Annotated in this window: 12 protein-coding genes; 5 read left to right on the forward strand and 7 right to left on the reverse strand. The window is 62.3% G+C overall.

Annotated elements, in window-relative coordinates:
• Positions 1 to 22: 22 nt before the first annotated feature.
• Genes PCE31107_RS06445 through PCE31107_RS06455 form a run of 3 tightly spaced genes read right to left on the reverse strand, consistent with a single transcriptional unit; the run spans position 23 to position 2,371 of the window.
• Positions 23 to 925: an alpha/beta fold hydrolase gene (locus tag PCE31107_RS06445; protein ID WP_150607262.1), complete on the reverse strand. Its 903-nt coding sequence runs from the start codon at positions 923 to 925 to the stop codon at positions 23 to 25.
• 52 nt (positions 926 to 977) lie between these two features.
• Positions 978 to 1,673, reverse strand: a complete 696-nt coding sequence (locus PCE31107_RS06450) for an alpha/beta fold hydrolase (protein WP_150607264.1) — start codon at positions 1,671 to 1,673, stop codon at positions 978 to 980.
• Between the two features lie 38 nt (positions 1,674 to 1,711).
• The gene (locus PCE31107_RS06455; RefSeq protein ID WP_130027960.1) at positions 1,712 to 2,371 is read right to left on the reverse strand and encodes an HD domain-containing protein; all 660 of its coding nucleotides are present in this window, start codon (positions 2,369 to 2,371) and stop codon (positions 1,712 to 1,714) included.
• A 233-nt stretch (positions 2,372 to 2,604) separates the two neighbouring features.
• Between PCE31107_RS06455 and PCE31107_RS06460 the strand changes: the two genes are divergently transcribed.
• On the forward strand, positions 2,605 to 3,570 hold the full coding sequence (locus PCE31107_RS06460; RefSeq protein WP_150607266.1) for a GlxA family transcriptional regulator: 966 nt from the start codon (positions 2,605 to 2,607) through the stop codon (positions 3,568 to 3,570).
• A gap of 96 nt (positions 3,571 to 3,666) precedes the next feature.
• Here PCE31107_RS06460 and PCE31107_RS06465 read toward each other — a convergent pair whose 3' ends face one another.
• Positions 3,667 to 4,572 carry a LysR family transcriptional regulator gene (locus tag PCE31107_RS06465; protein ID WP_150607268.1) on the reverse strand — a complete coding sequence of 302 codons (906 nt, stop codon included), beginning with the start codon at positions 4,570 to 4,572 and terminating at the stop codon, positions 3,667 to 3,669.
• 116 nt (positions 4,573 to 4,688) lie between these two features.
• Between PCE31107_RS06465 and PCE31107_RS06470 the strand changes: the two genes are divergently transcribed.
• Together PCE31107_RS06470 and dctA are read left to right on the forward strand one after the other, a co-directional pair.
• On the forward strand, positions 4,689 to 5,855 hold the full coding sequence (locus PCE31107_RS06470; RefSeq protein WP_150607270.1) for a mandelate racemase/muconate lactonizing enzyme family protein: 1,167 nt from the start codon (positions 4,689 to 4,691) through the stop codon (positions 5,853 to 5,855).
• A 159-nt stretch (positions 5,856 to 6,014) separates the two neighbouring features.
• Positions 6,015 to 7,331: a C4-dicarboxylate transporter DctA gene (dctA, locus tag PCE31107_RS06475; RefSeq protein WP_150607272.1), complete on the forward strand. Its 1,317-nt coding sequence runs from the start codon at positions 6,015 to 6,017 to the stop codon at positions 7,329 to 7,331.
• Between the two features lie 92 nt (positions 7,332 to 7,423).
• On the opposite strand, the gene PCE31107_RS06480 is transcribed toward dctA, so the two are convergent.
• Positions 7,424 to 8,629 carry an MFS transporter gene (locus PCE31107_RS06480; RefSeq protein ID WP_150607274.1) on the reverse strand — a complete coding sequence of 402 codons (1,206 nt, stop codon included), beginning with the start codon at positions 8,627 to 8,629 and terminating at the stop codon, positions 7,424 to 7,426.
• A 319-nt stretch (positions 8,630 to 8,948) separates the two neighbouring features.
• On the opposite strand from PCE31107_RS06480, the gene PCE31107_RS06485 reads away from it, so the two are divergent.
• Together PCE31107_RS06485 and PCE31107_RS06490 are read left to right on the forward strand one after the other, a co-directional pair.
• On the forward strand, positions 8,949 to 10,217 hold the full coding sequence (locus tag PCE31107_RS06485) for a M20 family metallopeptidase (RefSeq protein WP_150607276.1): 1,269 nt from the start codon (positions 8,949 to 8,951) through the stop codon (positions 10,215 to 10,217).
• Positions 10,214 to 10,858, forward strand: a complete 645-nt coding sequence (locus PCE31107_RS06490; RefSeq protein ID WP_150607278.1) for a trimeric intracellular cation channel family protein — start codon at positions 10,214 to 10,216, stop codon at positions 10,856 to 10,858. Before PCE31107_RS06485 ends, PCE31107_RS06490 begins: the two co-directional genes overlap by 4 nt.
• A 251-nt stretch (positions 10,859 to 11,109) precedes the next feature.
• On the opposite strand, the gene PCE31107_RS06495 is transcribed toward PCE31107_RS06490, so the two are convergent.
• Positions 11,110 to 11,856 (reverse strand): FadR/GntR family transcriptional regulator, encoded by a 747-nt coding sequence (locus PCE31107_RS06495; protein WP_130026933.1) that lies wholly within the window; start codon positions 11,854 to 11,856, stop codon positions 11,110 to 11,112.
• Between the two features lie 237 nt (positions 11,857 to 12,093).
• Positions 12,094 to 13,269 (reverse strand): porin, encoded by a 1,176-nt coding sequence (locus PCE31107_RS06500; protein WP_246181739.1) that lies wholly within the window; start codon positions 13,267 to 13,269, stop codon positions 12,094 to 12,096.
• Positions 13,270 to 13,296: the final 27 nt, after the last annotated feature.

Here is a 13,296-nt window from a genome sequence, read left to right on the forward strand (position 1 = left end):
CAAGTAGACGGTGACATGCGGTCTATGGTGTCGTGGCGAAGTCTTCGTCATCGCTGCGATGCGGTGCGACGCGTTGCCCGGTGCCCGCGATCACGTTGTGGTCGGCAGGAGGCGCTTCCGCAGGCTCGATCAGCGCGGGCGTTGCAGCCAGCAACGGCGTGGCAAAGTCCCGGATCAGGTCTGAGAGGTCGCCCGGTGCTTCCAGGGGCGAGAGATGGCCGATGCCCGACAAAATATGCAAAGTGGCGTGCGGTATGCGCGTCATCAACTCCTGCTGCAGCACGGCAGGGGGATCGACCTGATCTTTTTCGCCTGAAATGACGAGCGTGGGAACGCGAATCAGTGCGGCTTGCGCGCTGATGTCTTCCTGGCTGGCGGCCAGCGGCCATGCCACTTTGGCAGCGGGCGCTCCGCGCAGGCTGTCCTGCACGATGGTTTCCAGATCGTCCGGCTGAAGCGGACTGGCTGCCAGCATCTGCCGGACGGTGGCCAGGATGCTTTCCCGGCTATCGTAGGCGCCGACCATGTCTTGCCTGACGGCGAGCGGCACGCGCATCGGCGATGGCGGCGATGGCGCTACCAGTACCAGTCCCGCCAGTCCTGCCGGGTGGCGCGATGCCAGCAGTTGCGCGACTTTGCCGCCCATCGAATGCCCGACCAAGAGGTAATGATCGAGGCCGAGACTTTCGATCAGCCGTTGGGCATCGTCGGCCAGAGTCGCTAGCGTATAACCGCTGGGTGGTTTGTCCGACTGGCCCCAGCCGCGCTGATCGAGCGCGATGGTGCGAAAAGCGGGCCTGAGGCGCTGCGTAACATGCCGCCACGTGCGCGACGACCCGCCCCAGTAATGCAGGAACACGAGCGCCGGCGCGTTGATCCCGAGATCCTCGACATGGAGTTGGACGGTGTCCGAAAAGGTGTTCATGAAACGGCTCCTGAAACAGGCTGGCAGCGCGGATATTGCGGCTGTGGTGATCTCAGGCGGCGGCCTGAAGGATGAAGTCAGCGACGACAACGGGATGCGACAACATCGGCACATGGCTGGAAGCAACACGCTTGACCGTTGCATTCATGCGCGCGGCCATGCGTTCCTGATCGACGCGCAGGATGGCCTGATCGTCTTCGCCAATCAGATAGAACGTGGGACGACTGCGCCATGCGGCCTGTGTCAGCGTGCCGCCGAGCGCCGCGCCGTTGATCGGGCCTTGCGTGGCATGGACGACTGTCTGCTCGGCGGAGTCGAGGTCTTGTGCGAACAAGGTGGCGACGCCTTTGGCGGTGAGCGACAGGAACCCTTGCGCGTCGGGCCTGATTTCGTCGTTGAGCGGGGCGGCTTCGAACTGGGCGAAGAGCGAGCCGGCTGATTCCCCCGCATCGGGCGCAAAGGCGTCGATGTACACGAGCCGTTTGACCTTGGGATCGTTGCCTGCTTGCCCGATCACGGCGCCCGCATAGCTGTGGCCCACCAGCACCACATCGCCCTGCGCCAGCGCGATGGCACGGTCAACCGCCGCGACATCGGCCTCGAAACTGGTGAGCGGAAGCTGGACGGCAGTCACGGCCATGCCCTTGGCGGCCAGCAGAGGAATGATCTTGGCCCAGCTGGAGCCATCGGCCCAGGCGCCGTGAACGAGGATTACGTTAGAGATCGAGTTGGATACAGAGACAGTCATCGTATTTCTCCTTGAATAAAGGGTTTGGGGGAAGCGGCTTAGCCGTGCCAGTGTGAGCAGCGGATGACGGAGCAGAAATTTCCGCGATGGAAATGCGGCGCCTTGTCGGCGATCACATCTGCCTTGACGTTGCCGAATGTGGTGTCGGGCTTATGCTTGATGCCGTCGTAGAAGGCCTGGATGATGTCTTCCTTGAAGGCGGGGGTGCGTGGAAAGGCGGCGACCACGGCCTCACGGATGTCCGCGGGATAGCGGTCATAGGTCAGGCCCAGCACGTCCATCTCAACGCCTGCGGTGGTAAGAGCGATCACCGGATGCATGAATTCGGGTACGCCCGGCGTGGTGTGCAGCGCAATGCCGGTCCACACCTTTTCAATGTCGGCGGGGTCGAGCTTGTAGCTTTGCAGGAAGTCGCGGGCGGCGTTCGCCCCATCCACTTCGAAGCGCAGGTCGGCGCTGCTGTGCGACGGCATCAGACCAACATCGTGAAACATCGTCGCCGCGTAAAGCAGCTCCGGATTGAAGGTCAGCCCGCGTTGCTGCCCGGCGAGGGCGCCGAAGAAATAGACCCGGCTCGAATGGTTGAAGAGCAGCTCGGTCTCGGTATCGCGCACAAATTCGGTGATCGCCCGGGCCAAGGCGCTGTCGGGAATGGCAATGCCATTGATGGCCGGCGTTGCAGGATGATGGTGGGTCAAGATGGGTTCTCCGTAGGTAGCGAACTTGGCGGGTATCGGATGAATGCGGGGTTTGGCGGGGGCCCGATGAGGACCTTGCAGCCGGTCCAATCATCATCGCGACAATCCGGTTTGGCGGCAATTGCATTGGCCTGCGGAAAACTGCCAAGCGTGAGTGATAAACTGCCAGCGGCGTTTCGGGCAAATTGGCGTCCGAAAAACGGATCATTCTTGGCGCGAGGACACGGGTACCGATGGCAAAGAGAGAAGTTGCAGTCGTCATATTCGACGGCGTTCAAGCGCTTGACGTAGCCGGCCCGCTTGATGTCTTCACGGCAGCCAATGGCTTCTTGCCGGAACAGGACCATTACCAATGTGTCCTGGTGGCAAGCAGCACACAGCGCCTGCGCAGTTCCAACGGAATGTGGATGATGGCTGATCTGAGCTTCGATCAGGCAAACCGCGCTTTTGACACGGTGCTGGTGGCAGGCGGCCCGCACCTTCCCGCAAGTCCACCCGACGATGCCTTGTCGGCGTGGCTGAGGCGATGGGGTGTCGCAGCCCAGCGATATGGCTCGATTTGCACGGGCGCTTTTGCGCTAGGCCATGCCGGACTGCTCGATGACCGAACCGTCACGACGCATTGGATTTGTTCAGAGCAGCTCGCAACGCAGTTCCCTGCAGCGCGGGTGGAGCATGACCGGATCTATTCTCGTGACGATCGCTTGGTGACCTCCGCGGGCGTGACGGCGGGCATTGACCTCAGCCTCTCTCTGGTTGGCGAAGATCACGGACCTGCGCTTTCTCTCGCATGCGCCAAGGCGCTCGTTGTTATCGCGCAGCGCCAGGGAGGCCAATCTCAGTTCAGCCCACTGCTGATCTCGGCCCGTGACCCGGAAACCCCGCTGGGCAAGGTGCAAACCTATGTCATGGAACATATCCGCGAAGCGTTCCCGGTCGAGCGGCTTGCTGATATCGGCGGTGTAAGCCCGCGTAGTATTGCGCGGCTCTTCGTGAGTGAGCTGAGCGTAACCCCGCATGAATTCGTGGAAGGGGTTCGCCTGGATCAAGCTCGCAAACTTCTGGAATCCACCGAGGCGGCCCTCAAGACCATCGCTTTCGACTGTGGTTTTACCAGTCCCGACCATATGCGCAGCGCGTTTCAGCGGCGACTCAACGTCACGCCTCAGCAATATCGAGGAAGCTTCAAAACCGTGTAGAAGCATTTGCCCCGGTGAAGTTGAGCCTTCGTTGTTGAACGGCTCACTAGTCGGCAGTTTCGCGCAACACTCATGTCGCCGCGCCGAGGCGCGCGACTACCTAAGCGCGTGGTGACCAAAGCGTTCAACGAGAAAATCAATGAACGCGCGTGCGCGTGCCGACTGATTCAGTTTGTTCGGGTAGTAGACGAACAAATCGGCATCCGGCTGAACGTGTTCGGGGAGTACCACCCGCAGTCGCCCGCTCTCAACATATTTCGCCAGGTCCCATTCGGAGCGAATCAAGATGCCATGGCCGTCGAGCGCCCATCCCAACACGATGTCACCATCGTTGCTCGACATCGTTCCGTGCACTTTCATCGCCTCGTTGCGCCCGTCGCACACGAGACGCCAGACGCCGTAAGCATCGTCGTTCTGACGATGCACGATGCAGTTGTGATGCGCAAGATCGGCTAAACTTTGCGGCGTGCCGTGCAGCTCCAGATAGCGCGGTGAAGCACACAGAAATCGTCGATTGACCATGATGCGTCGCGCGATCAAGCGCTTGTCCGGCAGCGTGCCAAAACGGATCGCGAGATCCATCCCGCTCTCCACGAGATCCACCGGCCGATCCGTCACGTCCAATTGCACTTCCACGTGGGGGTGCCGCTTGGCGAATTCGGAAAGGAGCGGCGCAATCACGGTGCGCCCGAACCCCATGGGCGCGTTGACGCGCAACAGGCCTCGCGGCACTGAACGGCTCGACGATACCGCATCCTCCATCTCTCGAATCTCGGCCAGGATGCGCGTCGCATGGTGCAGGTAAGTTTCGCCTTCCGTCGTCAGGCTGATGCTTCGCGTCGTGCGATTGACCAGCCGCACCCCCAGTCTCGCTTCGAGCTGCGCCAGCCGTTTCGTGGCGGCCGGGGGCGTCAGGTCCAACTCGCGCGCCGCTGCCGTCAAGCTGCCGTGCCGGGCCAGCAGCACAAAGAATTCAAGCGGCGATGCGATGTCATTCTTCACTGTAAGTAAATAAAGATGTGATTTTTGGTGAATCTTAACCTAGTCGCGGACGCATAAGCTGACGCCTCGATCAGCACGTTGCCGTCGCAACGCGCCATGCGCCTAGAGGAGACACCATGAGAATCGTTGATATCCGCGAAAAGACCGTACCTATCAGCTCCCCCATCCGTAACGCCTATATCGACTTCAGCAAGATGACGCTGAGTCTCGTCGCCGTCGTGACCGACGTTATCCGCGACGGCAAACCTGTCGTCGGCTATGGCTTCAACTCCAACGGCCGCTACGGGCAGGGCAAGTTGATGCGTGAGCGCTTCATCCCCCGCTTGCTCGAAGCCGACCCGGCGTCACTGGTGAATGACGCCGGCGACAACCTGGATCCCCACAAGATCTGGGCCACGATGTTTACCAATGAGAAACCGGGTGGGCACGGCGAGCGTTCGGTGGCGATCGGCACCATCGACATGGCGGTGTGGGACGCCGTTGCGAAGATCGAGGGGAAGCCGCTGTTCCAGCTGCTTGCGGATCGCTACGGCAACGGCCATCCGGACCGCAAGATCTTCGTCTACGCCGCCGGTGGCTATTACTACCCAGGGCAGGACCACCAGAAGCTGAAAGACGAAATGCGCAGCTATCTCGACCGTGGCTACACCGTCGTGAAGAAGAAGATTGGCGGCGCATCGCTCGATGAGGATCTGCGTCGTATCGATTCGATCCTGAGCGTGCTCGGTGATGGTCAAAAGCTGGCGGTCGACGCAAACGGTCGATTCGATCTCGATACGGCGGTGACCTATGCCAAGGCGCTCTCGCAATACGATTTGTTCTGGTATGAAGAGCCGGGCGATCCCCTGGATTTCGAGCTGCAGGCCACGTTGCGCAATTACTACGATAAGCCGATGGCCACGGGCGAGGATCTGTTCTCGATGCAGGACGCCCGCAATCTGATTCGTTACGGCGGCATGCGTGCCGATCGCGATTGGCTGCAATTCGACTGCGCGTTGAGCTACGGCCTGGTCGAATACCTGCGCACGCTCGACATGCTGCGCGAACACGGATGGTCGCCGAGCCGATGCATCCCGCACGGCGGCCACCAGATGTCGCTGAACATCGCGGCCGGACTCGGACTCGGCGGTAACGAGTCATACCCCGACCTGTTTCAGCCCTACGGCGGCTTCCCCGATGGCGTGCGCGTCGACAACGGCTACGTCACGATGCCGGACTTGCCGGGCATTGGGTTCGAAGGCAAGGCCGATCTCTATGCAGAAATGCAGAAGCTGTCTGCATAACTCTCGCGAGGCACACGCCGCGCCATCACGGGAGGGAAGGCGCGGCCCGTGCAATCCACCAACAGAACAATCGTCGACATCGCACTGCACCGCCGCGGCATGCCGCAGCCGGCCAGCGGCGTGATGCCATCCAGCAGTTATCGCGCACAGGAGACAACCATGCGTGCATCAAGGATTGGGAAGTACCTGTCCCGGCTCTACGTACAAGTATTGATCGGCATTCTCGCCGGTGTTGTTGTCGGGCATTTTTTCCCCGACATCGGCAGCCACCTCAAGCCGCTCGGAGATCTCTTCATCAAGCTGATTCGCATGCTGCTCGCACCGATCATTTTTGCATCGGTTGTCGTCGGCATTGCGCGCATGACCGACCTTCATGAGGCGGGGCGCGTTGGCGTCAAGGCCGTCATGTATTTCGAGGTGGCGTCGACCTTCGCGTTGTTGATCGGGCTCGCGGTGGTCAATCTCCTCAAACCCGGCTCGGGCATGAATATCGATCCCGCGAGCCTGGATGGCAAGGCGATCGCCAATTACACGCACGCGGCGCAGCAACATTCGATGCTCGACTTCTTCATGAACATCGTTCCGAACAGCGTGGTTGGGGCATTCGCCAACGGCGAGATGCTGCCCATCATCTTCTTCTCGGTCCTTTTCGCGATTTCGCTGGCGAAACTCGGCCCCCGCACGGCGCCGTTCGTCGATGTGCTCGACATGTTCCTTCAGGGCATGTTTGGCGTGGTTCGCATCGTGATGTATGTCGCCCCGATCGGTGCCTTCGGCGGCATGGCCTTTACCGTCGGCAAGTACGGAATCGGTACGTTGTCGTCGTTCGGCGAACTGATGTTGTGCCTGTATCTCACGTCGGTCGTGTTCGTTGTCGTCGTGCTGGGCAGTGTGATGCGTCTGTGTGGTCTGTCGCTGTGGAAGTATCTCCGATACATCAAAGACGAACTGTTGATCACGCTGGGTACGGCGTCGACGGAAGCGGTTCTGCCGCAAATGCTCTTCAAGATGGAGAAGCTCGGTTGTTCGCGCCCTGTGGTGGGGATGGTGCTGCCGACCGGCTACACGTTCAACGCCGACGGCACGGCCATTTACCTCACGATGGCGGCAATCTTCGTGGCACAGGCCGTGAACGTGCACTTGACGATCTGGGACCAACTGCTCTTGCTCGGCGTGTTGCTACTCACGTCGAAGGGGTCCGCCGGCGTGGCAGGCGCGGGCTTTGTCGCACTGGCCGCGACGCTGGCGACCATGCATAAGATTCCGGTGTCCGGGCTGGTCCTCTTGCTCGGCGTCGACCGATTCCTGAACGAAGCGCGCGCGGTGACGAACCTCATCGGCAATGGTGTGGCCACTATCGTGGTCGCGCGTTGGGAGGGGGCGCTTGACATGAACCGGGCCCGCGCAGTGCTGAATCGGGATGCGCCTGACGACCGGGTGCCAGACGAGGCCCGTCTGGTGAAAGGGCACGCATGATCTAACGTTAAGGGGAGGCGGAAGGGACGGGCGGCCGGTGCGGACCGACCGGCATCGGCCAGCAACGTCGCTTTCCCTCCCCCGCCATTGCGTCAACCGATGGAGGGGCGTGGGGTGACCCGTCGTGACAACAGCAACAGCACCGTCAGCACGCAAAAAATGGCGCCTGCGTAAAACGTCGCCATGGCGCCGACCCGATCCCACAGCATGCCGGCAATGACGCTCGACCCGAGCGTGACGATGCCGCTCACCAGGTTGAAAACACCAAAGGCCGTCCCCCGCAATTGGGCCGGCGCCGTCTGGGCGACCATCGTGGCCAGCAGCCCCTGGGTCATGCCCATATGCAATCCCCAAAGGGCGACACCTACGAGCAGTACCGTCCAATGGTTGCCGTGCGCGAGCACGATGTCGGCCGCGAACAACATCACAAGGCCCGCGATGAGCAATCGGGTGTGGCTCATCTGGTCGGCGAGCTTTCCGAAGGGATAGGCCGACAGCGCATAGACGGCGTTCATCGCCACCATCACCAGCGGCACCCATGCGACAGGCACGCCGCTGTCCATGGCCCGCAGCACCAGGAATGCTTCGCTGAATCGCGCCAGCGCAAATACACCGCCCACGCCGACGACCCACCAATAGTCGCGTCCGAGCCGTTTTGCATTCTCCCAGCGAATCGGGTTGACCCGCTTGGCCCCGCGATCGTGAGCGGGTTCTTCAATGCCCAGCGTGAGCAGCGCCACGGCGATCACACCGGGGATCATGGCCAGCCAGAAGGCCAGCCGAAAGTTGTCCGATCCTGCGAGCATGATGACAACCGCCAGCAACGGTCCCAGGAACGCGCCCACCGTGTCCAGTGCCTGTCGCAAGCCGAACGCCGCGCCGCGTAGATGGGGGGGCGTAATGTCAGCCACCAGCGCATCGCGCGGGGCACCGCGTACGCCCTTGCCAACACGATCGAGCACGCGCGCGGTCACGACAACCCCGATCGTGGGCGCGATGGCGAACAACGGTTTGCTGATCGCACCGAGACCGTATCCCAGGACCGCAAGCCACTTGCGATTACGCAAATAATCGCTGAGCGTTCCGGAAAACACTTTCACGATCGGGGCCGTGGCTTCGGCGATCCCTTCGATCAGGCCGATCGTCGTCGCGCTCGCGCCGAGACTTGCCATCAGAAACATCGGCAGGAGGCTGTGGATGATCTCGGATGAAATGTCCATGAACAGACTGACGAAACCGAGTATCCACACGCTTCGCGGGATCTGTTGCAGTACCTTCGTTCGCGGGTTGGCTGACATCGAACATTTCCGAGGGGCGGCGGAATCGCGTGGGGGGCTTGATCTTGCCCCCCCACAGGGTAAACCACCTGCAGGTTAGCTGGCAGGCACGTTTTCGGCTATTACAATTGTCGGAATCGCCGTGCCGCCGGAGCGACTGCTGCTGTGCATCGTCGCCCTGCCGGGGGTCCGACCGAGGAACGACGTGTGCGCGCGTGCCGGCTGGAAAGCGCCGGAACTCTTCTCTACAATGAAATCCCGCACTCGAAGCCGAAACCGAACATCGGCTTGCGAGCCCGCCGGCTGTGCCGGCGAACGCCGGCAACCCAGGAAGGCAACCATGTCGACACTGATCGAAACGATGACGGACGAGATCGACGGCCTACTGCCGGAACTCGAGGCGATCTACAAGGACCTTCACCAGCATCCGGAACTGTCGATGCAGGAAGTGCGCACCGCACGGATCGTGGCGGACTACGTCGAGAAGCTCGGCTATGAAGTCGCGCGCAACGTGGGCGTGACCGGGGTGGTGGCCGTGCTGCGCAACGGCGCCGGGCCGACGGTGATGCTGCGTGCCGACATGGACGCGCTGCCGATGGCCGAAGCCACCGGACTGCCCTATGCCAGCACGGTGAGCGCGAAGGATGAAGACGGCGTCGAGGTCGGTGTCGCGCACTCGTGCGGTCACGATATGCACGTGACCTGGCTGATGGGCATCGCGCGACTGATGGCCGAACATCGCGACGCCTGGCATGGCACCCTGATGGCCGTCTTCCAGCCTGGAGAAGAAGTCGCCCGCGGCGCGCGCAGCATGATGGACGATGGGATGACCCAGCGCTTTCCGAAGCCCGACGTGATTCTCGGCCAGCATGTGATGGTTGGCGCGGCGGGCACGGTCGGCTATCGAAGCGGCACGATTCTCTCCGCCGGCGACAGTCTCAAGGTCAAGCTGTTCGGCCGCGGCTCGCATGGGTCGCAGCCCCAGACGTCGATCGATCCGGTCATCATGGCGGCGTCCACGACGCTGCGCCTGCAGACGATCGTGTCGCGCGAAATTTCGCCACGCGACAGTGCGGTGTTGACCGTCGGCGCCCTGCAGGCGGGAACGAAGGAAAACATCATCCCCGACGACGCCACGCTCAAGCTCAATGTGCGCACATTCGACGAAGACGTGCGCGAGTACATGCTCGGTGCGATCCGTCGTATCTGCTGTGCGGAGTGCGCTGCCTCAAACGCCCCGCGCGAGCCCGAATTCACAACGCTGTCGAGCTACCCGCTCACGGTCAACGATGCCGCGACCCACGAGCGCCTGCTTGCCGCCTTCGAAGCCCATTTCGGCGAGCGCGTGTATGAAACGCAGCCCGCAGCGGCCAGCGAGGACTTCAGCGTGTTCGGCCGTGAATGGAACGTGCCTTATGCCTTCTGGTTCGTCGGCGGCACCGATCCCGAGGTCTTTCGGCGCGCCGTGGCGGCGAAGCGGATCAACGAGATTCCGAGCAATCATTCGCCGAAATTCGCGCCGGTGATCGAGCCAACGCTGCGCACCGGGTTGGAGGCCATGCTGTGCGCCGCCGGCGTATGGCTCGCCCAACACGATGCAGCGGCATGAATTCCCACACGGTCTATCTCGTTCTCGACCTGATCGGCACCTTCGCCTTCGCGCTCAGCGGCGCGGTCGCGGCGCGTCAACGGCGCCTCGACCTCTTCGGCATTGCGGCGGTTTCGTTCATGGTGGCTTGCGGCGGCGGCATCATCCGCGATCTCTGTATCGGCGCTATTCCGCCTACCGGGCTCTCGAACTGGCGCTATCTGGCGGTGTCGTTGCTGGCATCCGCCGTCGTGATTGCCGCCTACGCGCCGGTGCGCCGGATGCACCAGCCAGTGCTCTTCTTCGACGCGATCGGGCTCGGCCTGTTTGCGGTCTCGGGCGCGCAGAAGGCACTGGCCTTCAGTCACAGCGCCGAACTGGCGATTCTTCTGGGGATCGTGAGCGCGGTCGGTGGCGGCGTCATGCGCGACGTGCTGCTATCGCGCGTGCCATCCATTCTGGACCGGGAGATTTATGCCTCGGCGGCGCTTGTCGGCGCGGGCGTGCAAGTCGGTTTCTTCTATGCGGGATGGACGGATTGGTGGACGCCGTGGTTTGCCACGTTTGCCTGCGTCGCGCTGCGTCTCGCGTCACTTCGTTTCGGCTGGGGGCTGCCGGTATTCGGCAAGCCGCGCGTGATCGACGGCCCCGACGGAAAGTAGCGGGGCTGCCGGCAGGCAGGACCGCGAAACACAACTGGCCGTCAAACGTCGAACGTCAAACGTCAAACGTCAAACGTCGAACGTCGAACGTCGAACGTCGAACGTCAAACGTCAAACGTCAAACGTCGAACGTCGAACGTCGAACGTCGAACGTCAAACGTCAAACGTCGAACGTCAAACGTCAAACGTCGAACGTCAAACGTCAAACGTCGACTGTCAAAGGCGCCGCGGCCGCGTGCCGGGCTGCGGCATTACCCTTGCGGACCGGCCGATTCCTGCGCGCGACGCAGACGCTCGCGGCTGTTGGTGAGGTGCGTGCGCATGGCCGCGCGCGCCGCTTCCGGATCGTGTCGCGCAATGGCGTTGTAGATGTCTTCGTGCTCGCGATTCACGCGATTGAGATACGACACCTGGTCGTCGTCGGCGAGCTCGGCGGAATTCACGCGCGTACGCGGAATGATCGTGTTGCCGAGCTGCTCGAGAATGTCGTGGAAATAGCGGTTGCCGGTAGCGTTGGCCACTTGCAGATGGAACGCGACGTCGGCCGTCACCGCATTGCCCGTGCGTTGGCGCACGTGCATCTCGAAGTCGTCCAGCGCCTGGCGCATCAGCTTGAGCTGCGTGTCGGTACGGCGATTCGCCGCCAGCCCGGCCGCTTCCGTTTCCAGCGAAATACGCAGCTCCAGGATCGCCATCACGTCGAGCATCGTGAGGATGCGGTTGGTGTCGACCTGCAATGAATTCTCGCGCGGCGCTTCGAGCACGAAGGTGCCGATGCCGTGGCGCGTTTCCACCAGTTGCGCGGCTTGCAGTCGCGAGATCGCTTCGCGGACCACGGTGCGGCTCACGCCCAGGCTTTCCATGATGGCCGACTCGGTCGGCAGCTTGTCGCCCGGGCGGAACGTTCCGCTGCGGATCTGCTCGGACAAGGCGCTCACTACCTCTTCCGTGAGGCTGCGAGACTTGCGGCGAGGACGTGCGGGCAACGGGCTGGTCATGGACATGGCGTTGGTTGGAGTAATGGGTGACGACAGAACGCCCCCAGTTTACCTTATCGCCGGTCGCATACATACGACAACCGATAAGAATCGACCACCAACGCCATTCCCTAATCGGCATCAGGCATTGGCGGCCGAAAGTACCACCTCGTGCGACTTCTCGCGACCACTCATGACTGCCTGGGCCGGCACGCGCACGGCGACAGCCCGGACAGCTTTCCTACGGACGAACCCGCGTCAGAAATCGACGCGGATCCCCAGCATGCCGACGACCTGCGAACTCGTCGCCGATGGCGTGCTGTTCTGCGAGTCGCCAACCGCCGGGCCGGCATTGATGATGCTCGCCGCATTGGCCGAGAGCGACTTGCCGTTGGCGTGCTGCCAGGCTTCGAGCGCGTACAGCGAGGTGCGCTTCGAGAGCGAATACACTTGCGCAAGCGAGACCTGATGGTAGGTGGCGGCATCGGTGATGCCGTTCGCCTTCGAGGCCGCCGTGTAGCTGTACGCCGCCGCCAGACGCCACTGCGGCGACACGACCCATGACGCATGTACGCCGGCCGTGTTGAAGATGGCGGTGTCATGGAAGAGCGACGCCGCGCCCGGCTTGTACTGCACGTTGCTGTAGGTCGCGCCCAGCGTCACGCTGCCGATGGTGTAGATGCCGGCCACGGCGATGTGCTGCAGCACGTCGGCGGTGACATAGCCCTGGTTGAGGGAAGACGTACCCGGTGTGCCGGTCGACGCACCATTCCACGTCGCCCCGCCGCCGCCCACGTTGTTCAGGCGCAGGTAGCCGGCGGCCAGCGAGAGCGGGCCACCGTCGTAGCGCAGCGCGCCGGAGTACGTGTTGCCCTTGCTGAACGCACCGGCCTGACCGCCAAAGCCGTATTGCAGGCTGGCCGTCACGCCCCACATCACCGGCGACGTGTATGTGACCGAGTTGTTGATGCGGATGGTGGTGTCGAGACCGTCGATATCGCCAGGGTGTGCGCCGGTCGCGCCCGTCACGTAGGTGGTCGGGCCGATGGTGCCGACCATCAGGTAGTACGGTGTGTATTGACGGCCGATGGTCACCGTGCCGAGCCGGTCGTTCTTCAGGCCGACGAAGGCTTGACGATTGAACATCTGGCCCGACGAGCCGAATGCGCCGTTGTTGATGTCGAACCCGTTCTCCAACTGGAACAGCGCCTTGGTGCCGCCGCCAAGATCTTCGGTGCCGCGCAGGCCCCAGCGACTCCCCGCCAGATTGCCGCTGCGCAGATAGGTGTTCGACTTGCCGTTCTGGTTGCTGCTATAGGCCATGGCATCGTCGACGATCCCGTACAGCGTCACGTTCGACTGCGCGAACGCCGGTACGGCACCGGCGGTGAGACCGGCCAATACAAGCCCGGCAAACAATTTCGAATGTCTCACGACTTCTCCTTTTGTGGTGTGTTTTCT

The organism is Pandoraea cepalis, assembly GCF_902459625.1.
GTDB classification, from domain to species: domain Bacteria; phylum Pseudomonadota; class Gammaproteobacteria; order Burkholderiales; family Burkholderiaceae; genus Pandoraea; species Pandoraea cepalis.

What these genes read in the sequence shown, in the direction of transcription:
- PCE31107_RS06485 (WP_150607276.1), top strand. Translation starts at nt 8,949, where the DNA reads ATGTCGACACTGATCGAAACGATGACGGACGAGATCGACGGCCTACTG.
- PCE31107_RS06445 (WP_150607262.1), bottom strand. Translation starts at nt 925, where the DNA reads ATGAACACCTTTTCGGACACCGTCCAACTCCATGTCGAGGATCTCGGG.
- PCE31107_RS06460 (WP_150607266.1), top strand. Translation starts at nt 2,605, where the DNA reads ATGGCAAAGAGAGAAGTTGCAGTCGTCATATTCGACGGCGTTCAAGCG.
- dctA (WP_150607272.1), top strand. Translation starts at nt 6,015, where the DNA reads ATGCGTGCATCAAGGATTGGGAAGTACCTGTCCCGGCTCTACGTACAA.
- PCE31107_RS06495 (WP_130026933.1), bottom strand. Translation starts at nt 11,856, where the DNA reads ATGACCAGCCCGTTGCCCGCACGTCCTCGCCGCAAGTCTCGCAGCCTC.
- PCE31107_RS06490 (WP_150607278.1), top strand. Translation starts at nt 10,214, where the DNA reads ATGAATTCCCACACGGTCTATCTCGTTCTCGACCTGATCGGCACCTTC.
- PCE31107_RS06470 (WP_150607270.1), top strand. Translation starts at nt 4,689, where the DNA reads ATGAGAATCGTTGATATCCGCGAAAAGACCGTACCTATCAGCTCCCCC.
- PCE31107_RS06480 (WP_150607274.1), bottom strand. Translation starts at nt 8,629, where the DNA reads ATGTCAGCCAACCCGCGAACGAAGGTACTGCAACAGATCCCGCGAAGC.
- PCE31107_RS06450 (WP_150607264.1), bottom strand. Translation starts at nt 1,673, where the DNA reads ATGACTGTCTCTGTATCCAACTCGATCTCTAACGTAATCCTCGTTCAC.